Source organism: Streptomyces sp. NPDC057280 (assembly GCF_042668605.1).
GTDB lineage: Bacteria > Actinomycetota > Actinomycetes > Streptomycetales > Streptomycetaceae > Streptomyces.
Map to the genome: position 1 here is coordinate 42,975 of NZ_JBHUYR010000013.1, position 26,389 is coordinate 69,363.

24 protein-coding genes and 1 pseudogene are annotated in these 26,389 nt (G+C 71.8%); 21 read left to right on the forward strand and 4 right to left on the reverse strand.

What is annotated here, in order from left to right; genetic code table 11:
• The first annotated feature begins 40 nt into the window (after positions 1 to 40).
• The gene (locus ACFUO4_RS41085; protein WP_059194145.1) at positions 41 to 376 is read left to right on the forward strand and encodes a hypothetical protein; all 336 of its coding nucleotides are present in this window, start codon (positions 41 to 43) and stop codon (positions 374 to 376) included.
• A gap of 163 nt (positions 377 to 539) precedes the next feature.
• Here the strand turns inward: ACFUO4_RS41085 and ACFUO4_RS41090 are convergent, their stop codons facing one another.
• Positions 540 to 956 carry a pyridoxamine 5'-phosphate oxidase family protein gene (locus ACFUO4_RS41090; protein WP_079305944.1) on the reverse strand — a complete coding sequence of 139 codons (417 nt, stop codon included), beginning with the start codon at positions 954 to 956 and terminating at the stop codon, positions 540 to 542.
• Between the two features lie 144 nt (positions 957 to 1,100).
• Here ACFUO4_RS41090 and clpB point away from each other — a divergent pair, with 144 nt between their 5' ends.
• The 4 genes from clpB to ACFUO4_RS41110 all read left to right on the forward strand — a co-directional run bounded on the left by clpB (position 1,101) and on the right by ACFUO4_RS41110 (position 6,328).
• Positions 1,101 to 3,698, forward strand: coding sequence for an ATP-dependent chaperone ClpB (clpB, locus tag ACFUO4_RS41095; RefSeq protein WP_079305943.1), 2,598 nt, complete (start codon positions 1,101 to 1,103; stop codon positions 3,696 to 3,698).
• Positions 3,699 to 3,833: 135 nt separating this feature from the next.
• Complete coding sequence (locus tag ACFUO4_RS41100) at positions 3,834 to 5,114, forward strand: ATP/GTP-binding protein (RefSeq protein WP_383495126.1); 1,281 nt, start codon at positions 3,834 to 3,836, stop codon at positions 5,112 to 5,114.
• A 46-nt stretch (positions 5,115 to 5,160) separates the two neighbouring features.
• Positions 5,161 to 5,682 (forward strand): RloB family protein, encoded by a 522-nt coding sequence (locus ACFUO4_RS41105; protein WP_383495129.1) that lies wholly within the window; start codon positions 5,161 to 5,163, stop codon positions 5,680 to 5,682.
• A gap of 106 nt (positions 5,683 to 5,788) precedes the next feature.
• The gene (locus tag ACFUO4_RS41110) at positions 5,789 to 6,328 is read left to right on the forward strand and encodes a YbjN domain-containing protein (RefSeq protein ID WP_383495132.1); all 540 of its coding nucleotides are present in this window, start codon (positions 5,789 to 5,791) and stop codon (positions 6,326 to 6,328) included.
• Between the two features lie 14 nt (positions 6,329 to 6,342).
• On the opposite strand, the gene ACFUO4_RS41115 is transcribed toward ACFUO4_RS41110, so the two are convergent.
• Both ACFUO4_RS41115 and ACFUO4_RS41120 read right to left on the reverse strand, forming a co-directional pair.
• Positions 6,343 to 7,533 (reverse strand): hypothetical protein, encoded by a 1,191-nt coding sequence (locus ACFUO4_RS41115; protein ID WP_383495135.1) that lies wholly within the window; start codon positions 7,531 to 7,533, stop codon positions 6,343 to 6,345.
• A 70-nt stretch (positions 7,534 to 7,603) separates the two neighbouring features.
• Positions 7,604 to 8,809: a pyridoxal phosphate-dependent aminotransferase gene (locus tag ACFUO4_RS41120; protein ID WP_383495138.1), complete on the reverse strand. Its 1,206-nt coding sequence runs from the start codon at positions 8,807 to 8,809 to the stop codon at positions 7,604 to 7,606.
• A gap of 266 nt (positions 8,810 to 9,075) precedes the next feature.
• On the opposite strand from ACFUO4_RS41120, the gene ACFUO4_RS41125 reads away from it, so the two are divergent.
• From ACFUO4_RS41125 to kynU, 11 genes are all read left to right on the forward strand, one after another.
• Positions 9,076 to 9,255 carry a hypothetical protein gene (locus ACFUO4_RS41125; RefSeq protein WP_383495140.1) on the forward strand — a complete coding sequence of 60 codons (180 nt, stop codon included), beginning with the start codon at positions 9,076 to 9,078 and terminating at the stop codon, positions 9,253 to 9,255.
• A gap of 668 nt (positions 9,256 to 9,923) precedes the next feature.
• Positions 9,924 to 10,451: a DUF2617 family protein gene (locus ACFUO4_RS41130; protein WP_079310835.1), complete on the forward strand. Its 528-nt coding sequence runs from the start codon at positions 9,924 to 9,926 to the stop codon at positions 10,449 to 10,451.
• A 157-nt stretch (positions 10,452 to 10,608) separates the two neighbouring features.
• Positions 10,609 to 12,252, forward strand: a complete 1,644-nt coding sequence (locus tag ACFUO4_RS41135) for a polyamine aminopropyltransferase (protein ID WP_383495143.1) — start codon at positions 10,609 to 10,611, stop codon at positions 12,250 to 12,252.
• Positions 12,253 to 12,392: 140 nt separating this feature from the next.
• Positions 12,393 to 13,376: an SRPBCC domain-containing protein gene (locus ACFUO4_RS41140; RefSeq protein WP_383495146.1), complete on the forward strand. Its 984-nt coding sequence runs from the start codon at positions 12,393 to 12,395 to the stop codon at positions 13,374 to 13,376.
• 72 nt (positions 13,377 to 13,448) lie between these two features.
• Positions 13,449 to 14,246 (forward strand): aldose 1-epimerase, encoded by a 798-nt coding sequence (locus ACFUO4_RS41145; RefSeq protein ID WP_383495149.1) that lies wholly within the window; start codon positions 13,449 to 13,451, stop codon positions 14,244 to 14,246.
• Positions 14,247 to 14,256: 10 nt separating this feature from the next.
• Entirely contained in the window at positions 14,257 to 14,805 is a 549-nt protein-coding gene (pyrE, locus tag ACFUO4_RS41150) for an orotate phosphoribosyltransferase (protein WP_079310837.1), read from the forward strand.
• A 166-nt stretch (positions 14,806 to 14,971) separates the two neighbouring features.
• Complete coding sequence (gene fbaA, locus ACFUO4_RS41155; RefSeq protein WP_079310838.1) at positions 14,972 to 15,994, forward strand: class II fructose-bisphosphate aldolase; 1,023 nt, start codon at positions 14,972 to 14,974, stop codon at positions 15,992 to 15,994.
• A gap of 68 nt (positions 15,995 to 16,062) precedes the next feature.
• Positions 16,063 to 17,511, forward strand: coding sequence for an MFS transporter (locus ACFUO4_RS41160; protein WP_383495153.1), 1,449 nt, complete (start codon positions 16,063 to 16,065; stop codon positions 17,509 to 17,511).
• Positions 17,512 to 17,589: 78 nt separating this feature from the next.
• Positions 17,590 to 18,003 carry a DUF3151 domain-containing protein gene (locus ACFUO4_RS41165; RefSeq protein ID WP_059194130.1) on the forward strand — a complete coding sequence of 138 codons (414 nt, stop codon included), beginning with the start codon at positions 17,590 to 17,592 and terminating at the stop codon, positions 18,001 to 18,003.
• Positions 18,004 to 18,161: 158 nt separating this feature from the next.
• Positions 18,162 to 19,001, forward strand: coding sequence for a tryptophan 2,3-dioxygenase family protein (locus tag ACFUO4_RS41170; protein ID WP_079310840.1), 840 nt, complete (start codon positions 18,162 to 18,164; stop codon positions 18,999 to 19,001).
• Complete coding sequence (gene kynU, locus ACFUO4_RS41175) at positions 18,994 to 20,181, forward strand: kynureninase (protein ID WP_383495157.1); 1,188 nt, start codon at positions 18,994 to 18,996, stop codon at positions 20,179 to 20,181. Before ACFUO4_RS41170 ends, kynU begins: the two co-directional genes overlap by 8 nt.
• On the opposite strand, the gene ACFUO4_RS41180 is transcribed toward kynU, so the two are convergent.
• A complete protein-coding gene (locus ACFUO4_RS41180) occupies positions 20,178 to 20,816 on the reverse strand; it encodes a TetR/AcrR family transcriptional regulator (protein WP_383495160.1) in 639 nt (212 codons plus the stop codon). The two genes, kynU and ACFUO4_RS41180, sit on opposite strands and share 4 nt — an antisense overlap.
• Positions 20,817 to 21,024: 208 nt before the next feature.
• Here ACFUO4_RS41180 and ACFUO4_RS41185 point away from each other — a divergent pair, with 208 nt between their 5' ends.
• The 5 genes and pseudogenes from ACFUO4_RS41185 to ACFUO4_RS41205 all read left to right on the forward strand — a co-directional run bounded on the left by ACFUO4_RS41185 (position 21,025) and on the right by ACFUO4_RS41205 (position 26,375).
• Complete coding sequence (locus ACFUO4_RS41185; protein WP_079310842.1) at positions 21,025 to 21,936, forward strand: alpha/beta hydrolase; 912 nt, start codon at positions 21,025 to 21,027, stop codon at positions 21,934 to 21,936.
• Positions 21,937 to 22,127: 191 nt separating this feature from the next.
• The gene (locus ACFUO4_RS41190) at positions 22,128 to 23,117 is read left to right on the forward strand and encodes an alpha/beta hydrolase (protein ID WP_383495425.1); all 990 of its coding nucleotides are present in this window, start codon (positions 22,128 to 22,130) and stop codon (positions 23,115 to 23,117) included.
• Positions 23,110 to 24,312, forward strand: a complete 1,203-nt coding sequence (locus ACFUO4_RS41195) for an acyltransferase (protein WP_383495163.1) — start codon at positions 23,110 to 23,112, stop codon at positions 24,310 to 24,312. Before ACFUO4_RS41190 ends, ACFUO4_RS41195 begins: the two co-directional genes overlap by 8 nt.
• Positions 24,305 to 25,701: pseudogene (locus ACFUO4_RS41200) on the forward strand (sensor histidine kinase). The gene ACFUO4_RS41195 and the pseudogene ACFUO4_RS41200 overlap by 8 nt, the downstream one beginning before the upstream one ends.
• Complete coding sequence (locus ACFUO4_RS41205; RefSeq protein ID WP_079310844.1) at positions 25,698 to 26,375, forward strand: response regulator transcription factor; 678 nt, start codon at positions 25,698 to 25,700, stop codon at positions 26,373 to 26,375. Before ACFUO4_RS41200 ends, ACFUO4_RS41205 begins: the two are co-directional and overlap by 4 nt.
• The last annotated feature ends 14 nt before the right edge of the window (positions 26,376 to 26,389 follow it).

Here is a 26,389-nt window from a genome sequence, read left to right on the forward strand (position 1 = left end):
CGCAGGACATCTCGTGGACGGTACCGGCGGACGCGACGTCATGACCACCCCACCCGACGACCGCTCCTTCCGTCGCGAAATGGCCACGGCCTACCGCTCCGGCTGGCACTTCATCGATCTGGTCACCGCGATCCCTCACTCCGGTGACTCATTGATGGTGACAGTCTTCGGTGAGCCGGTCGTCGTCACCCGCGACGACGACGAGGACGTTCGGGCGTACCGGTGTCTGCGGCGGCCTCGGGGGGCGCCGCAGCCTGTGCGGTGTGCCATTCGGTACGGAATGATCTTTGTGAATCTTGACCAACGAGACCATCGGCTGGTGGAACCGGAGTCCCCCACCCCACGGACCATCTCAGCCACCCCCCGCAGTGCCTGACGCGATTCCCCCGTCGTAACAGATCGCTCAGGCGCTTCCCCCCGCAGCGGCGTCACCGTGACCTGAACACGGTGACGCCGCTGCAGTTTCCGGGCGACATTTCCTGGTATCCGCCCATTCTGGCCATGGCCGGAAATCGTCGGCAGCCCTCGCCGGGCCCCGCTCAACCGCGCCCCAGCGCCCGCGTCAGCTCGATCTCGATCACCACCCGGGACGGATTCGGCGCCGGCGTGCGCTCATAGCGCTCCGCGTACCGCCGCTCGGCCTCCGCGACCCGCTCGGGGTCGGTCCGGACGTACGCCCGTCCCTCCAGCGTCGCCCAGCGCCGCCCGGCCACCTGGCACACCGCGACCAGGGCCCCGGAAGGCCCCGCCGCCCGCACATGGCCCACCTTCGCGCTCGACCTGTTCGTGATCACCCGAGCGAGCCGCGCCTCGGGGTCGTATGTCACTCCGACCGGCACCACGTGCGGGCTGCCGTCCGGGCGCAGGGTCGTCAGGGTGCACAGGTGCCGTTCCCGCCAGAAGCTGAGGTAGAGCGGGTCCGGTGCGCCGGGGTCCTGGGTGTACGTCGTCGCCATGCCCCGGAACTTAACCCCGGCAGGAGGGGAACTCGGTCCCCGGCCCCTCCCGAGCCCTGCCTTGAGTGGAATAGACTCAACTTTGTGTACGTTGACTGAGTCAGACTCAGGAGAGCCGCCGACATCGAGGAGGAGTACGGACACGTGGACGCCGAGCTGACCAACCGGAGCCGGGACGCGATCAACGCGGCCGAGAAGCGCGCCGCCGCCGAGGGGCACCCCGACCTCACCCCCGCCCACCTGCTCCTGGCTCTGCTCCAGGGGCAGGACAACGAGAACATCGTCGACCTGCTGGCGGCCGTCGAGGCCGATCTCGCCGCCGTCCGTGCCGGCGCCGAGAAGATCCTGGCCGGGCTGCCCAGCGTGACCGGCTCCACCGTCGCGCCCCCGCAGCCCAGCCGCGAACTGCTCGCCGTCGTCAACGACGCCGCGACCCGCGCCAAGGACCTCGGCGACGAGTACCTCTCCACCGAGCACCTGCTCATCGGCATCGCCGCCAAGGGCGGCCAGGCCGGGGACGTACTCTCCTCGCAGGGGGCCGACGCCAGGAAGTTGCAGGACGCCTTCCAGAAGGCGAGGGGAGGAAGAAGGGTGACCACCGCCGATCCCGAGGGCTCCTACAAGGCCCTGGAGAAGTTCGGTACCGACTTCACCGCCGCCGCGCGCGAGGGGAAGCTCGACCCCGTCATCGGACGGGACCAGGAGATCCGGCGCGTGGTGCAGGTGCTGTCCCGCCGCACCAAGAACAACCCCGTCCTCATCGGCGAGCCCGGCGTCGGCAAGACCGCCGTCGTCGAGGGGCTGGCCCAGCGGATCGTGAAGGGGGACGTGCCGGAGTCGCTGAAGAACAAGCGGCTCGTCGCCCTGGATCTGGGGGCCATGGTCGCCGGGGCCAAGTACCGCGGTGAGTTCGAGGAGCGGCTCAAGACCGTCCTCGCCGAGATCAAGGACTCCGACGGCCAGATCATCACCTTCATCGACGAGCTGCACACCGTCGTCGGAGCCGGCGCCGGCGGCGACTCCGCCATGGACGCGGGCAACATGCTCAAGCCCATGCTCGCCCGCGGCGAGCTGCGCATGGTCGGCGCGACGACGCTCGACGAGTACCGCGAGCGGATCGAGAAGGACCCGGCCCTGGAGCGCCGCTTCCAGCAGGTCCTGGTCGCCGAGCCGACCGTCGAGGACACCATCGCCATCCTGCGCGGACTGAAGGGGCGGTACGAGGCCCACCACAAGGTCCAGATCGCCGACAGCGCGCTGGTCGCGGCCGCCACCCTCTCCGACCGCTACATCACCTCCCGGTTCCTGCCCGACAAGGCCATCGACCTCGTCGACGAGTCCGCCTCCCGGCTCCGCATGGAGATCGACTCCTCCCCGGTGGAGATCGACGAACTCCAGCGCTCCGTCGACCGGTTGAAGATGGAGGAGCTGGCCCTGGAGAAGGAGACCGACCCGGCCTCCCGCGAACGCCTGGAGAAGCTGCGCCGCGACCTCGCCGACAAGGAGGAGGAGCTGCGGGGCCTGACCGCCCGCTGGGAGAAGGAGAAGCAGTCCCTCAACCGCGTCGGTGAACTGAAGGAAAAGCTCGACGACTTGCGCGGCCAGGCCGAACGCGCCCAGCGCGACGGCGACTTCGACACCGCCAGCAAGCTGCTGTACGGCGAGATCCCCACCCTGGAACGGGACCTGGAGGAAGCCTCGCAGGCCGAGGAAGAGGCCGCCAAGGGCACCATGGTCAAGGAGGAGGTCGGCTCCGACGACATCGCCGACGTCGTCGCCGCCTGGACCGGCATCCCGGCCGGGCGCCTGCTGGAGGGCGAGACCCAGAAACTCCTGCGCATGGAGGAGGAGTTGGGCAAGCGTCTGATCGGGCAGTCGGAGGCCGTGCAGGCGGTGTCCGACGCGGTGCGCCGCACCCGCGCCGGCATCGCCGACCCCGACCGGCCCACCGGCTCGTTCCTCTTCCTCGGCCCCACGGGCGTCGGCAAGACGGAACTCGCCAAGGCGCTCGCCGACTTCCTCTTCGACGACGAGCGGGCGATGGTCCGCATCGACATGTCCGAGTACGGCGAGAAGCACAGCGTCGCCCGCCTGGTCGGCGCGCCTCCCGGCTACGTCGGCTACGAGGAGGGCGGCCAGCTCACGGAGGCGGTGCGCAGGCGCCCGTACAGCGTGGTGCTGCTGGACGAGGTGGAGAAGGCCCACCCGGAGGTCTTCGACGTCCTGCTCCAGGTGCTGGACGACGGCCGGCTCACCGACGGCCAGGGCCGCACGGTCGACTTCCGCAACACGATCCTGGTGCTGACCTCCAACCTGGGCAGCCAGTTCCTGGTCGACCCGCTCACCACCGAGCTGGAGAAGAAGGAGCAGGTCCTGGAGGTGGTCCGCACCGCCTTCAAGCCGGAGTTCCTCAACCGCCTGGACGACCTGGTCGTCTTCTCGGCCCTGACCAAGGACGAGCTGAGCCGCATCGCCCGCCTCCAGATCGACCGCCTCGCCAAGCGTCTCGCGGAACGCCGCCTCACCCTGGAGGTCACGGACGAGGCCCTGGCCTGGCTCGCGACCGAGGGCATGGACCCGGCCTACGGCGCCCGCCCCCTGCGCCGCCTGGTCCAGACCGCCATCGGCGACCGCCTCGCCAAGGAGATCCTGTCCGGCGAGATCAAGGACGGCGACACGGTCCGGGTGGACACTTTCGGAGACGGCCTGATCGTGGGCCCGTCGACGGGGAAGACGCTGTAAGGGCAGCGAGCGCGTTTGGGCCCGTCACCTCCATGGGTGGCGGGCCTATCCAGTGTGGAGATGCGAAGCTAGTATTCGGAATAGTCAAAATAAGAGATTCACTTGCTCACAAGGCCGGTAAGCGGGGTGTAAGGCATGCTGTTGAGCTTCCGGGTGGCCAACCATGGCTCACTGCGTGAGCCGCAGGAGCTGAACCTCGTGCCGGTTTACGAGGACGAGCGGCCGGCGTTGACGGTGGCGGCGATTTACGGGGCCAACGCCTCGGGGAAGTCGACCGTGCTGGACGCGTACCGGTTCTTCGTGCGGGCGGTGGAGCAATCGCAGGCACAGTGGCTGCCGGGCGCCCGCATCGAGCGGCGACCTTTTCTGCTGGATCGCGCCAGCAGGAGCGAACCGTCGACGTACGCCGTGGACGTACTGATCGACGGTGTCCGACACGTGTACGGCTTCGCCGTCTCGGACACGGAGGTCGAGGACGAGTGGCTCTATGTGTATCCCAAGGGACGTAAGCGGATCCTCTTCGAGCGGCACAGGGGGGAGGTGACGTTCGGGAATTCGCTCTCCGGCGAGAGGGTCGCGGCGGAGCGCGTGATGCGGCCGAACAGCCTGTATCTCTCCGCGGCCGCTCAGACGGCGCACGAGCAGCTGGGAGCCGTCTGGAAGGCGCTGAAGGGGGCCGTTGTCGTCAATGACAGCATGCGCCATGCCCTCACTAGCCGCGGCGCGGTTCTGGCCACTGTCTTTGAAATCTTCGAGCAGGCGGGGCTCGCCCGTGGAGATGCCGTCCTGAAAGCAGCCGACCTGGGCGTACACGGCGTTCGCCGAGGGGCGGACGACGACGCGCTGCTTGGTTTTCTTGCCCGTTCCGAAGAGTGGGGCGAGATGCCAGAGGACGTCAAAGAGATGCTGGGGAAGTCCTTGCAGTTCGTGCATCGGGTGGGCGACGAGGAGTTCCTGCTGCCCGCCCAGGACGAGTCGGCCGGGACCAAGACCTGGCTCAATCTGGTCTCCTGGGCCCTGCTGGCCCTGGGCAGCGGCAGCCAGGTCTGGATCGACGAGGTGGATGTGAGCCTGCACCCGCTGCTCACCGCGAAACTCGTCAAGCTGTTCCAGAATCCACAGCTCAACCCGCGCGGCGGACAGCTGATCTTCACCACGCACAGTGCCTCGCTGCTCGGCACCATGCTGGGGGAGGAGGTGCTGCGCCGCGATCAGGTCTGGTTCGTCGACAAGAGCGCGGACACCGGCGCGTCCGACCTCTATCCCCTCAGCGACTTCAAACCGCGCAAGGGGGAGAACTTCGAGCGGCGCTATCTGGCGGGCAGTTACGGCGCGGTGCCGCTCCTGCCGGACTCGGCGCTCGAGGATGTGGTCAGGCAATTCTGGGGGGCACATGGCGAGGCCGTTTCCGCGTGAGGGGTCGGGCCGTCGCCGCGGTCCCACGCGCAGATCAGCACAGACGGTGCTGGTCGTCTGCGGCAGCAAAGAGACCGAGCGCCAGTACCTCCAGGGACTGCGCGAGCACCTCCGCAATCCTGCTGTCTCTGTCGTTGTGCGCGGCAAGGCCTGCTCACCGAGCCAGCTCGTCGACTACGCCAAGAAGCAGCGCGTCCTGAGCAAGGGGAGCTTCGACGAAGTCTGGTGCGTCTTCGACGTGGATCAGTTCGTCGACGTGGCTGAGGCCGCCGTCGCCGCGCGCAAGGCCGGCATCCGGGTGGCCGTCTCCAACCCTTGCTTCGAGCTGTGGCTGCTGCTGCACTTCGCCCCTCAGACAGCGCACGTCCCGACGTACAAGAAGCTGCTGCCCCTGCTGCAGAAACATGTCCCGGGGTACGACAAGACGCGTGTCGATTTCGCCCTGTACCGTGATGGCCGGGCCGACGCCGTCGAGCGCGCCCGCAAGCTGGATCCGACCGGCGAAGATCACGCGCGCAACCCGTCCACCGGCATCTGGCGGCTCGTCGAGCGTATGGAAGAGCGCTGAGGGAAGCCGGATCGAGTCAGCTCACGGCGGACAGCTCCGTCAGGGCTTGCACCCCCCCTCCCCGCATGGGGGAGGATGGCGGAATCCGTACGAAGGGAAAATCACGGTGACCATCGACCCGTCCTCGATTCCGAACTTCGGGGGCCAGCCCGAGCCGCAGCCCCAAGGACCGGCGGGCCCCGTCGTCCCGGATCAGGACCTCGTGAAGCAGCTCCTGGAGCAGATGGAGCTGAAGTACGTCGTTGACGAAGAGGGTGACCTCGCGGCGCCGTGGGAGCAGTTCCGTACGTATTTCATGTTCCGGGGTGAGGGTGACCAGCAGGTCTTCTCGGTCCGGACGTTCTACGACCGGCCCCACAAGATCGACGAGAAGCCGCAGCTGCTGGAGTCCATCGACGACTGGAACCGCCGCACCCTGTGGCCCAAGCTCTACACGCACACCCACGACGACGGCACCGTCCGCCTCATCGGCGAGGCGCAGATGCTGATCGGCACCGGGGTGAGCCTGGAGCACTTCGTGTCGTCGACGGTCAGCTGGGTGCGGGCCGCCATCGAGTTCGACAAGTGGCTCGTGGAGCAGCTCGGCCTGGAGCAGGAGATCAACGACGCCGACAAGCCCGACAGCGACGGCGACGACGACGCGTAAGGCGTAGCCGTCCTCTACAGCGGCGTGTCCGCCAGTACGACCAGATACGCCCCGTAGGCGAAAGAGAGCCCGGCCAGGGCACCGGTCACCACGACCGCGTGCCAGGGCCGGGCTCTCGCCGTGCGGACCAGGGCCCGGGCCGGCGGCAGCAGCAGCGGGAACGCGGGCAGCAGGAAGCGCGGCTTGGACTCGAAGAAGCCCGAGCCGCCGAGGGTGATCAGCAGGAGTACGGCGGTGTAGACGGCCAGCGCGAGCGGGGGGCGGTCCAGCAGGAGCAGGGCGTACAGGAGGACCGAGACGGCGACGATCAGCAGCGTCATCGGGAAGACCAGCCGGTCGCCCTGGAGGACGACGTGGCGGGCGAAGCGCAGGGAACCCCGGCCGAAGTCGAAACTGGAGCCCCAGCCGCGCTGCACCGCGAAGTAGCCGCCGAACAGGTCGCCCTCGCGATGGCCGACCCAGACGACGTACGCCGACCAGCCGAGCGGGGCGAGCGCCGCGCCCGTCCACAGGCTGTGGGTAACTTTTCCGCCCCGCCGCAGGGTCCGGACGATCTCGTACGCCGCCGTCGCCAGCACCGCCACCGCCACCGCGAACCCGTTCGGCCGGGCCAGCCCCGCCAGCGCGGCCAGCGTGCCCGCCCACAGCCAGCGGCCGGTGAGCACCGCGTACAGCGACCAGGCGGCGAAGGCGGTCAGGACAGGCTCCGTGTACGCCATCGACAGCACGACCGAGTGCGGCAGCAGGGCCCACAGGAGGACGAGGACGGTGGCCACCGCGCGACCGTGCAGCCGTACGCCGATCGCGTAGATGCCGCACGCCGCCACCGCGGCCGCCGTCCACGACACCAGCAGGCCCGCCGCGCCGCCGCCCAGCGGGCTGACCGCGGTCACCGCGCGCACCAGCGCCGGGTAGAGCGGGAAGAAGGCGAGGTCGCTGTAGACGACGCCAGGGCGGATGTGCAGGGTGTGGCCGTAGCCGTGCGCGGCGATGCCCAGGTACCAGCGGGAGTCCCAGGACCGGCCCAGCAGGGTGAGCGGGTGGTGGCCGGTGGCCCAGGCGGTCGCGGCGAGCACCGCCAGCCCGGTGAGCCGGGCGGCGGCGAACAGGCCGAGCGCCACCGCGAGGGGGTGGCGCGGCCGGATGCGTCCGGTGGTGCCGGGCGGTGCGACGGCGGGCGGCGCGAGCGTGCTGACAGGGGTCACATCAGCACATTGCATAAGAAGTCAGGCATAAGCGAGCATCACGCCCCAGTGTCCGATCGCCCGGGTCGCGTCAGCCCGCCAGCGCCTTCAACCGCTTGACCGCCTCCTCCAGCACCCCCGTCTGCTTGCAGAACGCGAACCGCACGAACGGAGCCCCCGCCTCCCGGTGGTCGTAGAAGACCGCGTTGGGGATGGCGACGACCCCGGCCCGCTCCGGCAGCGCGCGGCAGAAGGCGAAGCCGTCGCCCCCTTGAGACAGCTCGGTGCCGAGGGGGCGGATGTCGGTGGTGATGAAGTAGGTGCCGGCGGTCCGGAACACCCCGAAGCCCGCCTCCGCCAGACCGCTCGCGAGCACGTCGCGCTTGGCCCTCATGTCCGCGCGGAAGGCCTCGAAGTAGCTGTCCGGCAGCGCGAGGGCCTCGGCGACCGCGTACTGGAAGGGGCCCGAGGCGACGTACGTCAGGAACTGCTTCGCCGAGCGCACCGCGCTGACCAGCGACGGTGAGCCGGTCGCCCAGCCGACCTTCCAGCCGGTGAAGGAGAAGGTCTTGCCGGCCGAGCCGATCGTGACCGTGCGGTCCCGCATGCCGGGGAAGGTCGCGAGCGGGATGTGCTCGGCGTCGTCGAAGACCAGGTGCTCGTACACCTCGTCGGTGACGACCAGCAGGTCCCGCTCGACCGCCAGCTCGGCGATCGCGGTGAGCTCCTCGCGGGTGAGGACGGTGCCGGTGGGGTTGTGGGGCGTGTTGATCAGCAGCAGCCGGGTCCTGTCCGTCACGGCCGCGCGCAGCTCGTCGAGGTCGAGGCGGAAGCTGTCGCCGTCCGGGCGCAGGGTGACCGGGACCCGGGTGCCGCCCGCCATCGCGATGCAGGCCGCGTAGGAGTCGTAGTACGGCTCGAAGGCGATGACCTCGTCGCCGGGCTCCAGGAGGGCGAGGAGGGCGGCGGCGATGGCCTCGGTCGCGCCCGCCGTCACGAGGACCTCGGTGTCGGGGTCGTACGTCAGTGCGTACCGCCGCTGCTGGTGCGCGGCGATCGCGGCGCGCAGCTCGGGGACGCCCGGACCCGGCGGGTACTGGTTGCCGCGTCCGTCGCGCAGCGCCCGCACCGCCGCCTCCCGGATCTCCTCGGGGCCGTCCGTGTCGGGGAAGCCCTGGCCGAGATTGATCGAGCCGGTCTGCACGGCGAGCGCGGACATCTCGGCGAAGATCGTCGTCCCGAACTCGGCGAGCCGGCGGTTGAGGTGCGGGCGTGCGGTGGAGGTCATGCCGGTCATCCTGCGCCCAAGCTCTGGATTCGCTCAACTCTGCTTTGGCTGATGAGACGCCGGGGCATCTCCCTCGCACGCAGGACCCGAGGCGCCCACGGGGGGTCGTCTCGGGTGACACGGAAGGAGGGTGACGCCATGGTTTTCGGCATCATCCTGGCAGTCGCTTTCATCGGGTTCGTCGTCATGATCATCGCGAGGGCGAGCGGGGGGAGCTCGCACCGGGCGCGGGCGGGCCGGCGCGGCGGCAGCCGCAGCGGCAGTGGCAACAGCTGGTGGGCCGACGGGGGGTCCAGCAGCAGCGGGTCGTCGTGCGGCTCGTCCTCGTCCTCGTCGTGTGGTTCCTCCTCGTCCTGCGGGGGTGGCTCGTCGTGTGGCGGCGGGTCGTCCTGCGGTGGCGGGGGCGGTTGCGGCGGCGGCAGCTGAGCCGCAGCCGGGGGGCGGAAGGGGGGTGACGCCGTGATCACGGCTCTCGTCCTCGTCCTGGTGGCCCTGTACTGGGGCCTGATCGTGTGGCTGATCAGATGGTCCGTCCGGCGGAGGCCGAGTCGGCGGCGCGGGTACCTCTTCGGGGGTTCCGGAAGCGGCGGCGACACCAGCGGCGACAGCTGGGCGGACGGCGGCGGTGACAGTGGCGGCTCGTCGTGTGGCGGCGGGTCGTCCTGTGGGGGCGGGGGCGGTGGGGCGTCCTGTGGAGGAGGGGGTGGCGGCGGCTGCGGAGGGGGCAGCTGACGTGAGGCGGCTGAGCTCCCTGTCGCACGTTGAGCTTCTTGTCGCATCCGGACGAGCCGGGCCCGCACGGGGGTGGGGCCCGGCTTTTCGCGCCTGGCGCGCGGATGCCCCGGCGTACGCCCTGGCGGGCCCGGCGTGCGCCGTAGTTGAACAGTTGAACTGTGGAGCCCTCTGAGGGATGGAAACGCCACGAAGTTGGGTAAAAACGCTGTGGCGGCGCCACAGTTCATGATTCCCTCTAAATCACCAAAGCGGGCCCTCGGCCGTCCTCCGGACACTTCAGCTGCGACATCCCGACCGGGCCGACCGGGCCGAATCCCCGCCGGTGTCGGCCCGGGTGCGCCGGCGCCCCCCACACCGCCCTTTCTTTGCGTGCTTGCGGAGCCGATCCATGCTCACGACCCTGAACACCTCCTACACCGACACGCGCGCGGCCGACCTCGCCTGGGCGCTGGGACGCGAGCCGCTTCCGGCGCTGGCCACGCTCGACCTCGAACTGGCCGGGTCGACCCTCCAGTTGAGACTCCTCGGCGCGTCCCACCAGGTCCTCCTGGAGGAGGAGCGCGGCACCTGTTCGGAGACGGTGGCCTGCATCCCGGGCAGCAGCACCCCGCTGCCGCTCGGCGTCGCCAAACGGGTCGGCGACTGGGAGTACGAGTTCGCGGCGCGCGTGGAGGTCCTCTCCCCGGGCCAGTTCGCGGGCCGCGCCCAGGAGTTGCTGGCCCTCGTCTCCGACCATCCGCACGGCCTCGCGGGCGTCTTCCCGGGCAGCCCGCACGCCTTCACGGCGCTGCTCGCCCAGCGCCACGAGGGCCAGGTGCTGTGGCGGACCTGGCACGCGTACCCGCAGGACGGCCAGTTGGTGGCGACCCGGACGAAGGTCGGCGTCAAGATTCCCGCCGCGCTCCAGGCGCACTGACCCCGCGCTCCAGGTGTACCTACCCGGCGCTCCAGGTGTACCGACCCTGCGCTCCAGGTGCACTGACGCGCGGCGCAAACCCCGGTCCGCCCCTCGGTCGTGAGTTCCACACGTGTGGGTGACGAAGCGTGCCGTTGCAGTGACGTACCGTCGCAACGTGATCGAACCGCACGCGCCCGCCCCGCCCGGCACAGCGCCGCCCTGGGCGGGTCCTGTGCGGCTTCCGGTGCGGCCCGCGGTCGGGCGGTTCCTGGTCCTCGCGGGGGTGTTCGTCTGCGCCGCGTGCGGACTGGTGTACGAACTCGAACTGGTCGCCCTCGCCTCGTACTTGATCGGCGACTCGGTCACCCAGGCCTCCGTCGTGCTGTCCGTGATGGTCTTCGCGATGGGCGTCGGCTCGCTGCTCGCCAAACGGCTGCGCCGGCATGCGGCGGCCGGGTTCGGCGCGATCGAGGCCGCGCTCGCCCTCGTCGGCGGATGCAGCGCGATGGCGCTGTACGCCGTCTTCGCCTGGACCGGCGACTGGGGCGGCCTGTGGGCCCATGGACCGCGCTGCCTGCTGGTCGCGTTCTCCCTCGCGATCGGGCTGCTCATCGGCGCCGAGGTCCCGCTGCTGATGGAGCTGATCCAGCGCATCCGCCGCCAGGACGCGGGCGGCGCGGTCGCCGACCTGTTCGCCGCGGACTACGTCGGTGGTCTGGTGGGCGGCCTCGCCTTCCCCTTCCTCCTGCTGCCGATGCTGGGCCAGCTGACCGGCGCCCTGATCACCGGGACCGTCAACGCGATCGTGGGCGGCGCCCTCGTCCTCGGGCTGTTCCGCCGCGATCTGACCCGCCGGGCACGCTGGCTGCTGGTGATCGCCAACCTCGCCGTGCTGGGCGTCCTCGCCGCGGCCGCCGTACTCGTCGACGACTTCGAACGCGCGGCGCGGCAGGCGGTGTACGGCGGCGACGTCCGCGTGGCCCTCCAGACCGACGTCCAGGAGGTCGTCCTCACCGGCGGCACCCACGGCCGCCCCCTCGACCTCTTCCTCGACGGCCGCCTCCGGGTCAGCGGCCGCGACGAACGCCGGTACCACGAGGCGCTGGTCCACCCCGCGATGAACGGCCCGCACACCCGCGTGCTGATCCTCGGCGGAGGCGACGGGCTGGCGGCGCGCGAGGTCCTGCGCCATCCGGACGTCCGCCGCGTCGACGTCGTCGAACTCGACGCCGGGGTGGTGCGGCTGGCCCGCACGGACCCCGCCCTCGCCGCCCTCAACGGCCACGTGTACGACGATCCGCGCGTCCACGTCACCACGGGCGACGCCTTCGGCTGGCTGCGGCAGGCGCGGCCCGCCGCCTACGACGTGCTGATCGCCGACCTGCCCGACCCGGGCATCACCGCCAGCACCAAGCTGTACTCCCAGGAGTTCTACGGCCTCGCCCACCGCGCCCTGGCCCCGGGCGGCCGCCTCGTGGTGCACGCCGGGCCGGTCTCCTCCCGCCCCCGCGTCTTCTGGACGGTTGACACCACAATGCGCGCGGCGGGGCTGCGTACCGTGCCCTACTGCGTCGGCGGGCGCGACGAGGGGTTCGCGGCCGGGCCCGACCGGGTGACCGGCGCCTCCCGCGCGCCCCGGGACTGGGGCTTCGTGCTGGCCGGGGCCGATACGACGCCCGCCCTGGGCCTCGACGCGCACGCACCGCCGCCCCGGACCCTGACCGTGGCGTCCCTCGCGGCGGACGCCCGCGCGGTGGCCCGGACCCGGATCACCGGCATGCCGCCGTCGACGCTGGTGCACCCCGCGTACGCGAACTGACCGCCCCGCGCCCGCGCAAGGGACGCCGACCGCGACCGCCGAGGCCAGTGCGCCGGGGCCCTGGCCCGCCGACACGAGGGCGCGGTCACTTTCGACCAACGGGGGTGCAGTCGTCGGTCCTCTGGGTAGGCTCGCTGACCATGGAGCATGAGGTGTTCGTTCCGGTTCCGGCCGAGCGACTCAGGGAGGCGCTGGCCGATCCCCTTCGGGTCGCCCGGGCCGTTCCCGGGCTCCAGCAGGACGCCGGCGCCGAGCCCGTCACCGGGCGGCTCAAGGTGCGCGTCGGCAGCCACTCCGTCACGTACCGCGGCACGGCCCGCCTCTCCGCCCGGGACGACGGCACGTACGCGGTCGAGGGCGAGGCGGTGGAGGCCCGGGGCAGCGGAAAGGTGACGCTGACGCTGACCCTGCGGCTCACGGAGGCCGAGGGCGGCACGAACGTCATCTTCGGAGGGACGGCCGCGGCGGACGGACGCATCACTGAGCTGCCGGGGGAGTCGGTGACGTCGGCGGTGACGCGGCTGCTGAACCGTTTCGCGGAGAGCCTGGGGAGCCAGGAGACCGGCGAGCCCGAGACCACGGGGGCCGAGGCCACTGAGCCGGAGGCTGCTGAGCCCGAGGCCGCTGGGCCCGAGGCCACCGAGCCTGAGGCCACGGAGGCAGAGGCCACCGAGCCTGAGACCACGGAGGCAGAGGCCACCGAGCCTGAGGCCACGGAGGCAGAGGCCACCGAGCCTGAGGCCACGGAGGCCCCCGAGACCCCGGAAACCACCGAGGTCCCGGAAACCACCGAGCCCCCGGAAGCCGCAGAGGTACCGGAGCCCCCCGAGACCCCGGAAGCCGCAGAGGAACCCGAGCCCGAGGCTCTTTCCGGCGGCCAGGGCGAGGACGAGGATCACACCACCCCCCGCGACCTCCCCGCCGAGGCCGCGCACGCGCGCCGCACGATGATCGGCCGCAGCGCCGAGGAGGTCGACCACGCACCCCCGCGCGGCCGCTACGCTCCCGTCCCCGCACCGCAGACCATCGCCCCGAACTCGGCACTGCGGTGGGCGGCTCCCGCGGCGGCGGTGGCCCTGGCCTCGGCGATCGTGGTGACCCGGGCGCTGCGCAAGCGCCGCTGAGCAACGCACCCGCGGCCCTCCGAGCCACCACCGCACCCGAGGCCCTCTTGATCGCCCCAGTAGGGTCGTCCCGTGAGTAACGAACCCATCACGCTGACCGCGGGTGACGCGGAGGTGACCGTGCTGCCGGGGAACGGTGGGCGGATCGGCGGGCTGCGCATCGGTGGCGTCGAGCTGCTGCGGCAGGGCGAGCGCTTCGGCTGCTTCCCCATGGTGCCCTGGTGCGGGCGGATCAGGGACGGACGGTTCCGGGACGGGGCCGGCGTCCGGCAGATGCCGCTCAACGCCCCGCCGCACGCCATCCACGGCACCGCGCGCGACGGCGCCTGGCGCGTCGCCCGCGCCACGGCCGACGAGGCCGTCATCACGTACGACCTGGTCGACCCGTGGCCCTACCCCGGCCGCGTCACCCAGGCCGTCGCGCTCACCCCGGACGCCCTGACGCTGACCATGTCCGTCGAGACGTACGACTCCTCCTTCCCGGCCCAGATCGGCTGGCACCCGTGGTTCAACCGCAACCTCGGCGGCGCGGGGGCGCAGGACGTGCGGGTCGCCTTCGAGGCGGCCTGGCAGGAGGAGCGCGGGGACGATCATCTGCCCACCGGGCGGCGGATCGACCCCCAGCCCGGGCCCTGGGACGACTGCTTCGGAATGCCCGGCGGCGTCGACGTGACGCTGACCTGGCCGGGGCAGCTGGAGCTGAAGGTCGGCTCCCGCGAGGAGTGGGTCGTCGTCTACGACGAGCAGGCCGAGGCCGTCTGCGTGGAGCCGCAGACCGGGCCGCCCAACGGGCTGAACACGCTGCCGCGCCTGGTCACGCTGCTGGAGCCGCTGGAGGCCTCGACGACCTGGTCCTGGCGTCGGCTTTAAGCTGACTCGCATGACGGATGTACGCGGCGCGCTGCTGCAGCAGATCAAGGACAAGGCCGTGGTGCACGGCAAGGTGACCCTGTCGTCGGGTCTGGAGGCGGACTACTACGTCGACCTGCGGCGCATCACCCTCGACGGGGAGGCCGCCCCGCTGGTCGGCCAGGTGCTGCTCGACCTGACGGCCGACCTGGAGTTCGACGCGGTGGGCGGCCTGACCATGGGCGCCGACCCGGTCGCCGCCGCCATGCTGCACGCGGCCGCCGCGCGGGGGCGGAAGCTCGACGCCTTCGTCGTGCGCAAGGCCGCCAAGGCGCACGGGCTGCAGCGCCGCGTCGAGGGCCCGGACATCGCGGGCCGCCGCGTCCTCGTCGTCGAGGACACCTCCACCACCGGCGGTTCTCCGCTGACCGCCGTCGAGGCCGTGCGGGAGGCGGGGGCCGAGGTCGTCGCCGTCGCCACCATCGTCGACCGGGCCACCGGCGCCGCCGAGAAGATCGAAGAGGGCGCCGGTGTGCCGTACCGCTTCGCCTTCTCCAAGGACGAGTTGGGCCTGGACTGACAAGGGCGCCCGAAAGCTCCGAGAACTGGGACTTATGGCCGCTCGGAGCATCCCGGTACGTCTGGAAAGATGGGGCCCGACGACGACGTCGCAACCCCCACACAAGGTCTAGGTCAGGGCCGTCAGCACGTAGTACGCCAACCCGCACACTCCAAGGAGCGGACAGATGCCCATCGCAACCCCCGAGGTCTACAACGAGATGCTCGACCGGGCGAAGGCAGGCAAGTTCGCCTACCCGGCCATCAACGTCACCTCGACGCAGACCCTGCACGCGGCACTGCGCGGCTTCGCCGAGGCCGAGAGTGACGGCATCGTCCAGATCTCGACCGGTGGCGCCGAGTTCCTGGGCGGTCAGTACAACAAGGACATGGTCACCGGCGCCGTCGCCCTGGCCGAGTTCGCGCACATCGTCGCCAAGAAGTACGACGTCACCGTCGCGCTGCACACGGACCACTGCCCGAAGGACAAGCTCGACGGGTACGTACGTCCGCTGCTCGCGGTCTCCGAGGAGCGCGTCGCCCGCGGCGAGAACCCGCTCTTCCAGTCGCACATGTGGGACGGCTCGGCCGAGACCCTGGCCGACAACCTGGCGATCGCGCAGGAGCTGCTGGCCCGCGCCGCCGCCGCGAAGATCATCCTCGAGGTCGAGATCACCCCGACCGGTGGCGAGGAGGACGGCGTCTCGCACGAGATCAACGACTCCCTCTACACCACGGTCGACGACGCCCTGCGCACGGCGGAGGCCCTCGGCCTCGGCGAGAAGGGCCGCTACCTGCTGGCCGCGTCCTTCGGCAACGTGCACGGCGTGTACAAGCCGGGCAACGTCGTCCTGCGTCCCGAGCTGCTGAAGGACCTCAACGAGGGCGTCGGCGCCAAGTACGGCAAGACCGCCCCGTTCGACTTCGTCTTCCACGGCGGCTCCGGCTCCACCGCCGAGGAGATCGCGACCGCGCTGGACAACGGCGTCGTCAAGATGAACATCGACACCGACACCCAGTACGCCTTCACGCGTCCGGTGGCGGCCCACATGTTCCAGAACTACGACGGCGTCCTGAAGGTCGACGGCGAGGTCGGCAACAAGAAGACCTACGACCCGCGCACCTGGGGCAAGCTCGCCGAGGGCAGCATGGCCGCGCGCGTGACGCAGGCCTGCGCCGACCTGCGGTCGACGGGTACGAAGATCAAGTAACCCGTAGTTCCACGTCGTGTTCTGTGAGCCCGGTGCTTCGGCGCCGGGCTCACTGTTTACTTGGGGGCATGGCTGACGTCCGGCTGGCCTCGCCGCAGGGCAAATGGATCCTGCTCACCACCGTCCTCGGCTCCAGCATGGCGATGCTGGACTCGACCGTCGTCAACGTGGCGCTCCCGCGTATCGGGCGGGACCTCGACGCCGATCTCGGCGCGCTGCAGTGGACCGTCAACGCGTACATGCTGACGCTGGCCGGGCTGATCCTGCTGGGCGGTTCGCTCGGGGACCGGTACGGGCGCCGCAAGGTCTTCGTCATCGGTGTGGTGTGGTTCGCCGCCGCCTCCCTGCTGTGCGGACTCGCGCCGAACGCCGGGGTGCTCATCGGGGCGCGGGCGTTGCAGGGCGTGGGCGGGGCACTCCTCACGCCCGGCTCGCTGGCGCTCATCCAGGCCTCCTTCCATCCCGACGACCGGGGGCGGGCGGTCGGGCTGTGGTCGGGCTTCGGGGGCATCGGCGCGGCCGTCGGGCCGTTCCTGGGCGGCTGGCTGGTGGATGGGCCCGGCTGGCGCTGGGTGTTCCTGCTGAACGTCCCGCTGGCCCTGGTGTGCGCGCCCATCGCCGTACGGCACGTGCCCGAGTCGGGGGACGGCCGCAAGCACACCAGCTTCGACGTCCTGGGTGCGCTGCTGGGGGCGCTGGCGCTGGCGCTGGTGACGTACGCGCTGATCGAGGCGGACTGGATCACGGCGGTGCTCGGCGTGGGCACCGGCGTCGCCTTCGGGTACGTCGAGAAGCGGCGCCCCGACCCGATGATGCCGCTCGGGATCTTCGCGTCCCGGCAGTTCACGGCCGTCAACCTGGTCACCCTGTGCGTCTACGCGGCCCTCGGCGGCTTCTTCTTCCTCGCCGCGCTCCAGCTCCAGGTCGTCGCCGGTTACTCGGCCCTGGGCGCCGGTACGGCCCTGCTGCCGACGACCGTCATGATGCTGCTGTTCTCGGCCCGGTCCGGCGAACTGGCGGACCGCATCGGCCCGCGCGTCCCGCTCACGGCCGGGCCCCTGCTGTGCGCGGTCGGGATGCTGCTGATGCTGCGGGTCGGGCCGGACGCGAACTACTTCGCCGACGTGCTGCCCGCGCTCGTCGTCCTCGGCCTGGGCCTGGTCACCCTGGTCGCCCCGCTCACCGCGACCGTGCTGGCCTCGGTGGACGTGGCCCGGGCCGGCCTGGCCAGCGGCATCAACAACGCGGCGGCCCGCGCGGCCGGCCTCATCGCGGTCGCCGCGCTCCCGATGATCGCCGGAATGGGCGAGGAGGCCTACCGCACACCGAGCGCCTTCGACGACGCGTTCGGGCGGGCGATGGTGGTGTGCGCGGGGGCGATGGTGGTGGGGGCGGCGGTGGCCTTCACGACCGTACGGGCGCTGCCGCCGGACTGCACCCGTCCCGAATGCCTGCACCACGGCTCGGTCACGGCTCCGCCGCTGGAGGGGCAGCGGACACGGGGGAAGCTGGCGTAGGGGGCCTGGCCGAGGGGGCGGTCGGTGGGGGCCTGGCCGCGGGGGCGGCCGGCGTGGGCCATGGAGGAGACTGGAGCCATGTCGATTCACGAGAACCTCCTCGGGGGCCCGCCCCCGACCCACCTCCCCGACGACCCGGAGCCCCGTGAGCTCCTGGCGAACGGAACGGCACCCGCCGACGTCGCCGCCAAGTACCCCACCTCCTCCCTGGCCTGGGCCCAGCTGGCCGACGAGGCGTTCGAGCGGGGCAGCGTCGTGGAGTCGTACGCCTACGCCCGTACGGGCTACCACCGCGGCCTGGACGCGCTGCGCCGCAACGGCTGGAAGGGCCACGGCCCGGTCCCCTGGGAGCACGAGCCGAACCGCGGCTTCCTGCGCGCCCTGCACGCCCTCGCCCGCGCCGCCGGGTCGATCGGCGAGCAGGAGGAGTACGAGCGCTGCAGCCAGTTCCTGAAGGACTCCTCGCCGACGGCGGCCCAGACGCTGGGCTAGGACCTGGACCTGGTGAGACGTGTGCGGGCCCGGCTGTGATGCAGTCGGGCCTTGCGCACGCCGGGGGTGACGGCTGAGGATTCGGGTGGGGACCGGGGCCCCCGTGTCGGTAACGGCAGGGGCGGACCGCTACCCGGAGTACACAACAGGAGACAGCGATGTCCCACGAGGCTCACGAGAACCTGGAGCCCGAGACCCCGCATCTCGACTTCGAAGGCACGACGCCGTACGAGGACTACGTCAAGGCGGACGTGCTCACCCACCTCCAGCACACCCTCTCCGACGATCCCGGAGAGATGGTCTTCCTGGTCACGACCCAGGTGATGGAGCTGTGGTTCACGGTCATCGTCCATGAGTGGGAGACCGCGGCCCGCGCGCTGCGCTCCGACGACGTGCCGGTCGCGGTCGACGCGCTGAAGCGTTCCGTACGGGAGCTGGAGGCGCTGAACGCGTCCTGGCGGCCGCTCGGCCAGCTGACCCCGGCGCAGTTCAACTCCTACCGGGCCGCGCTGGGCGAGGGCTCCGGCTTCCAGTCGGCGATGTACCGGCGGATGGAGTTCCTGCTCGGCGAGAAGTCGGCGTCCATGCTCGTCCCGCACCGGGGTGCCCCGCGCGTGCACGCCGAGCTGGAGAAGGCGCTGCACGAGCCGAGCCTGTACGACGAGGTGCTGCGGCTGCTGGCCCGGCGCGGGCACGCCATCCCGGACGCCGTGCTGACGCGTGACGTGTCCCGGCGGTACGAGCCGTCGCCCGAGGTGGAGGCCGCCTGGACCGCCCTCTACTCCGGTGACCCGAACGACGAACTCGCCCGGCTCGGCGAGGCGTTGACCGATGTCGCCGAGCTGGTGTGGCGCTGGCGCAACGACCATCTGGTGGCCACGCGGCGCGCGATGGGCGCCAAGGCGGGCACGGGCGGCTCCGCCGGGGTGGCCTGGCTGGAGAAGCGGGCGCAGAAGAACGTGTTCCCCGAGCTGTGGACGGCGCGGTCGCATGTCTGAGTTTGCGATCAGGGCTGAGAAGCTCGACGCCGGCGACGAACTGGCGGGCGTGCGCGGGAAGTTCGTGCTCGACGAGGTTGTCTACCTCGACGGCAACTCGCTGGGCGCGCTGCCCGCCGCCGTCCCCGGGCGCGTCGAGGACGTGGTCCGGCGGCAGTGGGGCGAGCTGCGCATCCGGTCCTGGGACGAGAGCGGCTGGTGGACGGCGCCGGAGCGGATCGGCGACCGGATCGCTCCGCTGGTGGGTGCGGCGGCCGGGCAGATCGTGGTCGGCGACTCGACAAGTGTCAACGTGTTCAAGGCACTTGTGGGGGCGGTACGGCTGGCTGGGGCTGGTCGGGATGAGATCGTCGTCGACGCGACGACGTTCCCGACGGACGGGTACATCGCCGAGTCGGCGGCGCGGATGACCGGGTGCACGCTGCGTCCGGTGACGCCGGCCGAGGTGCCGGGCGTGCTGGGCGAGCGTACGGCGGCCGTGCTGCTGAACCACGTCGACTACCGCACAGGCCGCCTGCACGACCTGCCCTCGCTCACGGCCGCCGTCCACGCGGCGGGGGCCGTGGCGGTCTGGGACCTGTGCCACAGCGCGGGCGCGCTGCCGGTCGGGCTCGACGAGCACGGGGTCGACCTCGCGGTCGGCTGCACGTACAAGTACCTGAACGGCGGCCCGGGTTCACCGGCGTACCTGTATGTGCGCCGGGAGCTGCAGGACCGCTTCGACTCCCCGCTGCCCGGCTGGAACTCGCACGCCGAGCCCTTCGGCATGCGGGATTCGTACGAACCGGCGGCGGGCGCCTTGCGCGGGCGGGTCGGTACGCCGGACATCCTCTCGATGCTGGCCCTGGAGGCGGCACTCGACGTCTGGGACGGGGTGTCGATCGAGGCGGTGCGGGCCAAGTCCCTTGCTCTGACCGACTTCTTCCTGGAGTGCGTGGCCGCCTACGCGCCCGCGGACCGGGTGGAGTCGGTGACGCCGGAGGCGCACGCGGAGCGCGGCAGCCAGGTGGCGTTGCGGTGCGACGACGCCGGGGACGTGATGAAGGAGCTGATCGCGCGGGGCGTGGTCGGCGACTTCCGGCATCCGGATGTGCTGCGGTTCGGGTTCACGCCGCTGTATGTCGGCTTCGGTGACGTGGAGCGGGCGGCACGGGTGTTGGGGGATGTGCTGGGCCGTTAGTCGTGCGTGTCGGGGGATGCGCCGGCCCGTTGGTCGTGCGTGTAGACCCCTGCTGTCGCGGCGGCGTGCGCGGCCCGTGCCGCGCGGTCGGCGGCGGCGGGGGTCGGGGGCGTTCCGGTGGTCAGCAGCGCGTAGTAGAGCGGTGCGGACACGGCTCGTACGACTTCCTCGGCGTCCGTGTCCGGTGGCAACTCCCCGCGTGCGACGCCCTGGTGGACGCAGGGGGCCCACTCGGCGACCCGGATGTCGTAGAACCGCCGCAGGGCGTGGGCGGTCCGTTCGTCGCAGGTGGCCGCGGCGATCACCGCGCGGAACAGGGCGCCTTGGCGGGGGTCGGCGAGGGTGCGCTGGACGAGGCGGGCGTTGGCGCGGAGGTCGCCCAGCACGGTGCCGGTCTCCTCGCGGGGCAGCGACTGATCGGCCATGTCGGCGAGCAGATCGGCGACCAGGCCGGTCACCGAGCCCCAGCGCCGGTAGACGGTCGTCTTGCCGACCTCGGCGCGGCGGGCCACGTCGGCGAGGTCGAGATGCGCGAACCCGTGCTCGGCGAGGACGTCGCCGGCCGCCCGCAGCACGGCCGCGCGGACACGGGCGGTACGCCCTCCGGGACGGACGGTGCCGGGTTCGGCGGACATATCGGCCTCCATGGGGCGGTTGTGGGGACTGGGGTGGGGGATGTCCTGCGATAGGGGCTCAGCGTAACGAAACAGCAGAACCGTTTAACCCTCACCGAGCGTGACATCCCTGTGTCCGCGCACGTCACGGGCCTGATACCGTCCCCGCCAACAGTCGAATTCCCGTGAATTCTCATTCAATTGCGTTTCATCGCTGAGAGGTTGGAGCATGCCCGACGACTCCGCAGCAGCCCGGGCCGCCGCCGAGGAGGAGTCGGCGTTCTCCCACCCGCCCGTCGACCCCGACGTCAGCTCGGCGTACGGCGACCACCCCGACCAGGTGATCGACTTCTACGCCCCGAGGAGCGAGCTCCCGGCCGGGGTCCCGGCCCCCCTGGTCGTCGTGCTGCACGGCGGCGCGTGGCGGGCGCCGTACGACCGGCGGCACATCACCCCGTTCGCCGACTATCTGGCGCGGCGGGGGTTCGCCGTGGCGAACGTGGAGTACCGGCGGGGGGCGTTGCTGCCAGGGCAGGACGCCTCCGGTGGTCCTGCGGGCGGTCCCGCGAGTGGTCCTGTGGCCGGACGGTGGCCGGACACGTTCGACGACGTGGCCGCGGCGCTGGACGCGCTTCCCGGGCTCGTACGGGACGCCCTCCCGCAGGCCGACCCGCGGCGCACGGTGATCACCGGGCACTCGGCGGGCGGTCACCTGGCGCTGTGGGCCGCGGCCCGGCACGTCCTGCCGCCCGACTCCGGGTGGCGCGTGGACCGGCCCCCGCCGCTGCGCGGTGTGGTGGCGCTGGCCCCGATCGCGGACTTCACGATGGCGGAGAAGCTGGGCGTGTGCGGTGGCGCCTCGCTGCAACTCCTGGGCGGCGAGGACCACTTCGCGTCCCGCCAGCCGTATGCCGATCCGGCCCTGCTGCTGCCGACGGGCATCGCGACGACCCTGGTGCAGGGGCGTACGGACGACGTGGTGCCGCAGGCGGTGGCCGAGGCGTACGCGGACGCGGCGGCCAAGGCGGGGGAGGTGGTGGGGGTGACGCTGCTGGAGGACGTCGGCCACTTCCCGCTGATCGATCCGGCGGCGGACGCGTGTGCGGTGGTGGCGGAGGAGATCGCGCAGTTGGCGTGGTGACGGGAGGCGGCGGGATGTGGTGAGGGGTTCCCTTTCATACCCGTAGTACCTGAGAGCTACGCCGGAGGTGAGCTCCCCGGCGGGACGCGGACGATGCGTCCGGATCCGTAATTTCCCAGTCAGTCGGGCCCGAGGGACGGGCGGACCGGGAGGGGGAGACGGACGTGGGGCTTTCGATCAACCGGCGGAGGTTGCGGGCGGGCGTAACGCCCCTGCCCGCACCCCCGCCCCGCCGCACCCACACCTGGCGCCGAGGCATCCTCGCGACCCTCATCACGGCCGCCGTGGTACTGCCTCTCTCCGCCGCGGCTCGCCCGGAGATCCCGGCACCGGTTCCTGCAACGCTCCCCCCACTGACGGCGTCGACGTTGGACACCGCCTACGCGGCCAACAGAGCCAACGCCGCCGAAGCGTCCCGCATGGCCGCCGCCCACGGCGACACGCACCGCGCCGCAGCCGACCGCTCCCTGGCCGCCCCCACCCGCCACCTCCTCCGCTTCGACGGCCGAGGCGAGGGCCAAGTCACCGAGGTCTTCGGCGACTTGCCCCACGCCGACCACATCGCCGTCCTCGTCCCCGGCTCCGACACCTCCCTCGACACCTACGACCGCTTCCGCGCCGAAGCGACCGCCCTCCAACACGAGCTGAACCGCACCGACCCCCGCACCGCCGTCATCGCCTGGCTCGGCTACGAGACCCCGGACACCATCAGCACGACGGTCACGACCACCGGCAGGGCCGACCAAGCGGCCCCGCGGCTACGGCAGTTCATACGCCGGCTCCGAGGCATCGTCGGCCCGCACAGCACCGTCTCCCTCCTCTGCCATTCCTACGGCTCGGTCGTCTGCGCCCGCGCCGCCACCGACCTGGACGCGACCGACCTCGTCCTCCTCGGCAGTCCCGGCGCCGGCGCCGGCACCGCCGCCGCCCTGCACACCCGCGCCCGCGTCTGGGCGGCCCGCGGCACCGACGACTGGGTGGCGGACGTACCGCACATCAAGACGGACCTCTTCGGCACGACCGTCGGCTTCGGCACCGACCCCATGTCCCCGTCCTTCGGCGCGAACCGCTTCGAGGCAGGCGACGGCGGCCACAGCGACTACTTCGACCCCGGCTCGTCCTCGCTGACCAACCTGGCCCGGATCGTCCTGGGCGAGACCTCGGAGGTGACCCATGCGTGACCTGCCCCAGATACGCGAGGCACTCAAGGACGGCGCCGCCCGCGTTCACGCAGCGACCCCCACCGACCGGGACAGGGCCGTGGACGCCCTGCGGGCCCTCGCGATCCTCGGCGTGGTCCTCGGCCACTGGCTGGTGACCGCCCTGGTGGCGGACGGCCGGAGCCTGCGCACGGCGAGCCCGTTGCAGCACATGCCCTGGCTGGCCCCGATCTCCTGGGCGTTCCAGACGCTGGCGGTGTTCTTCCTGGTCGGCGGGCATGTGGCGACCAGGAGTCTCGCCGCCGCCAGAGCCCGCGGGACGACGTACGGCGCCTGGCTGACCGCTCGGCTGTCCCGGCTGTTCAAGCCGGTCGCGGCCGTCCTCACCCTGTGGACGGTGGCGGCGGCCGGACTGCTCCTGACCGGCGCGGAGTTCGGCACCGTCCACACCCTCGTCAAACTGGCGCTGTCGCCCCTGTGGTTCCTCCTGGTGTTCGCCGCGCTGACGGCGGCGACCCCGCTGCTGACCCGGCTGAGCCCGCTGTGGCCGCTCGCCGTCGTCCTCCACGTCGACCTGATCCGCTTCGGCCTTGGCGGCCCGTCCTGGCTCGGCTGGGTCAACGAGGCCGCGGGCTGGCTGGTGCCGTTCACGCTGGGCGCGGCTTGGACGCGCGGTGAGCTGGAGCGGCGCCGGGCGGGGTGGATCCTGCTGGCGGGCGGCGCGGCGGCGACGGCGGCACTCGTGGCGTGGGCCGGATACCCGGCGTCGATGGTCGGCGTGCCCGGCGCCGCGGTGTCCAACCTGAGCCCGCCGACGCTGGCCGCCGTCACCTTCGGTCTGGCCCAGTGCGGGCTGGCCCTGCTGCTGCGCGACCGGCTGCGCACGGCGATGCGCCGGCCGTTCGGCTGGGCGGCGGTCGCCCTGGTGAACCTCTCCGCGATGACGATCTTCCTGTGGCATCAGACGGCGCTGATGGCGACCACGGCCACCGGGCGCCTCGCCGGGCGCCTCCCGGGCCTGCACACCGTCCCGGACGGCCTCGGCTGGGTCGCGGCGCGGGTGGCCTGGCTGCCGGTGTTCGCCGCCGTCCTCGTCGTCTGCTGGACGGCGTTCCGAGGCTACGAGCAGGGGCGACGGCGGGGTGCGAGAACCCGGGTGGTGCGGACCGGCCACCCGTCCGAGCGGGGTACGGCGAGGGAGATACGGCATGTCTAGGCTGAGCCGCGTGACGGAGACGGGGATCCAACACGTGGTCAGGGGCTGGGCGCTGCGCTGGCTGCGCACACTGCGCGACGACCTGCGGACCACCCACGCGGATCCGCTGCCCCCTCGGTCTGGGTGCGCTGGCTGCCGCACGGGCTGCTGTGGCTGGCCGCGTTCGGCGTCACGCTCGGCGCCGTCGCCCAGCTCGGCGACCAGGGCTCGTTGCAGTCCACCTGGGCGTTCGTCATCGGGCTCGCCCAGGGCGGCGCGGTCGTCCTCGCGATGTGGCGCCCGATACCGGCGTGGTGGCTGTCCCTGGTGGCCACCGTGGTGGGTGCCGTGGCCGTGCACGGCAAGCTGGGGGGCCCGGCGGGGGGTTTCACCTGGCCTTGGACGGCGGCCGGGATCATCGCCCATCTGCTGGTGCTCCTGCTGCTGACCCTGCGCGTCCGCACCCGGGTCGCCATGGAGGCGCTGGCGCTGACCGTACTCGCCACCTATGTCCTGCAAGGCCTGTGGGGCGGTCCGGACTACACGCCCACCGGTGTGATCGCGGTCATCCTCTCTGGGATCGTCGTGCTTCTCGGCGCCGCCCTGCGCGGTCGCCGCGAGGCCCGCGCGCAGCTCGTCGAGCAGACGTCGCTCACCGCCGAGGAACGCGCCCGGCGCACACTGCTGGAGGAGCGCAGCCGGATCGCCCGCGAGCTGCACGACGTGGTCGCCCACCACATGTCGGTGATCTCCATCCAGGCCCAGGTCGCCCCGCACCTGGTCGAGAACCCGTCCGACGAGCTCAAGGAGAACCTGGAGGGCATCCGGGAGAACGCGCTGGAGGCGCTCACCGAACTCCGCCGGGTGCTGGGCGTGCTGCGCTCCGAGCACCCCGACACCCCGGACCCCGTCGGCGCGCCCGGCACCGACACCGGCACCGCCCCGCACACCCCGCAGCCCACCCTCGACCGGCTCGACGCCCTGGTGGAGAACACCCGGGCGGCCGGGCTGACCGTCCGGGTCGAGGTCCAGGGCACCCGCGGGCAGCTGCCGCAGGGCGTGGAGCTGTCGGCGTACCGGATCGTGCAGGAGGCGCTGAGCAACGTCCTGCGCCACGCCCCCGGGGCGACGGCCGCCGTGCGGCTGGTCCACCACAAGCACGGCGTGGACGTGCGGGTCACCAACTCGCCGCCCACCGGCCGGGTCCCGCTCTCCCGCGGTGCCGGCCACGGCCTGCTCGGCATGCGGGAGCGGGCCGCGATGCTCGGCGGCACGCTGCGCGCGGGGGCGGCACCCGACGGCGGCTTCGAGGTCGCCGCGTACCTGCCGACGTCACCCCCGTGGGCCGAGGCCTCCGCCGTCGGCTCCGCCTCCGCCCCCTCCCCCGACCCCAAGGACGGCACCGTATGACGAGCAGCAGCCCCATCCGTGTCCTCATCGCCGACGACCAGCAGATGGTCCGGCAGGGCTTCACCGTGCTGCTCAACACCCAGCCCGACATCGAGGTGGTCGGACAGGCGGTCGACGGTCTGGACGCGGTGAAGCAGGTCGCGGAGCTGGCCCCGGACGTGGTGCTGATGGACATCCGGATGCCGGAGCTCGGCGGGATCGAGGCCACCCGCCGGATCACCGAGGCGACCCCGCAGATCAGAGTGCTGGTGCTGACGACGTTCGACCTCGACGAGTACGTGTACGAGGCGCTGCGCGCGGGTGCCTCGGGCTTCCTGCTGAAGGACGCCTCCGCCGACCAGCTCGCGGAGGCGGTGCGGGTGGTGGCGGCCGGTGACGCGCTGCTCGCGCCCGGCATCACCCGACGGCTGATCACCGAGTTCTCCCGTCTCGACAACCGCCCCAGGCCCCCGTTGAAGGAACGCGTGGGTGATCTGACCGAGCGGGAGACGGAGGTGCTGGCGCTGATCGCGCAGGGTTTGTCGAACGCGGAGATCGCGCAGCGGCTGGTGGTGGCCGAGCAGACGGTGAAGACGCACGTGGGCCGGATTCTGGTGAAGCTGGGGCTACGGGACCGGACGCAGGCGGCGGTGTTCGCGTACGAGTCGGGGCTGGTGCGGCCGTCGGGGTACTGACCGGCACCGGCGGC

What these genes read in the sequence shown, in the direction of transcription:
- ACFUO4_RS41085 (WP_059194145.1), top strand. Translation starts at nt 41, where the DNA reads ATGACCACCCCACCCGACGACCGCTCCTTCCGTCGCGAAATGGCCACG.
- ACFUO4_RS41090 (WP_079305944.1), bottom strand. Translation starts at nt 956, where the DNA reads ATGGCGACGACGTACACCCAGGACCCCGGCGCACCGGACCCGCTCTAC.
- ACFUO4_RS41100 (WP_383495126.1), top strand. Translation starts at nt 3,834, where the DNA reads ATGCTGTTGAGCTTCCGGGTGGCCAACCATGGCTCACTGCGTGAGCCG.
- ACFUO4_RS41120 (WP_383495138.1), bottom strand. Translation starts at nt 8,809, where the DNA reads ATGACCGGCATGACCTCCACCGCACGCCCGCACCTCAACCGCCGGCTC.
- ACFUO4_RS41130 (WP_079310835.1), top strand. Translation starts at nt 9,924, where the DNA reads ATGCTCACGACCCTGAACACCTCCTACACCGACACGCGCGCGGCCGAC.
- ACFUO4_RS41140 (WP_383495146.1), top strand. Translation starts at nt 12,393, where the DNA reads ATGGAGCATGAGGTGTTCGTTCCGGTTCCGGCCGAGCGACTCAGGGAG.
- pyrE (WP_079310837.1), top strand. Translation starts at nt 14,257, where the DNA reads ATGACGGATGTACGCGGCGCGCTGCTGCAGCAGATCAAGGACAAGGCC.
- fbaA (WP_079310838.1), top strand. Translation starts at nt 14,972, where the DNA reads ATGCCCATCGCAACCCCCGAGGTCTACAACGAGATGCTCGACCGGGCG.
- ACFUO4_RS41160 (WP_383495153.1), top strand. Translation starts at nt 16,063, where the DNA reads ATGGCTGACGTCCGGCTGGCCTCGCCGCAGGGCAAATGGATCCTGCTC.
- ACFUO4_RS41165 (WP_059194130.1), top strand. Translation starts at nt 17,590, where the DNA reads ATGTCGATTCACGAGAACCTCCTCGGGGGCCCGCCCCCGACCCACCTC.
- ACFUO4_RS41170 (WP_079310840.1), top strand. Translation starts at nt 18,162, where the DNA reads ATGTCCCACGAGGCTCACGAGAACCTGGAGCCCGAGACCCCGCATCTC.
- kynU (WP_383495157.1), top strand. Translation starts at nt 18,994, where the DNA reads ATGTCTGAGTTTGCGATCAGGGCTGAGAAGCTCGACGCCGGCGACGAA.
- ACFUO4_RS41180 (WP_383495160.1), bottom strand. Translation starts at nt 20,816, where the DNA reads ATGTCCGCCGAACCCGGCACCGTCCGTCCCGGAGGGCGTACCGCCCGT.
- ACFUO4_RS41185 (WP_079310842.1), top strand. Translation starts at nt 21,025, where the DNA reads ATGCCCGACGACTCCGCAGCAGCCCGGGCCGCCGCCGAGGAGGAGTCG.
- ACFUO4_RS41195 (WP_383495163.1), top strand. Translation starts at nt 23,110, where the DNA reads ATGCGTGACCTGCCCCAGATACGCGAGGCACTCAAGGACGGCGCCGCC.
- ACFUO4_RS41205 (WP_079310844.1), top strand. Translation starts at nt 25,698, where the DNA reads ATGACGAGCAGCAGCCCCATCCGTGTCCTCATCGCCGACGACCAGCAG.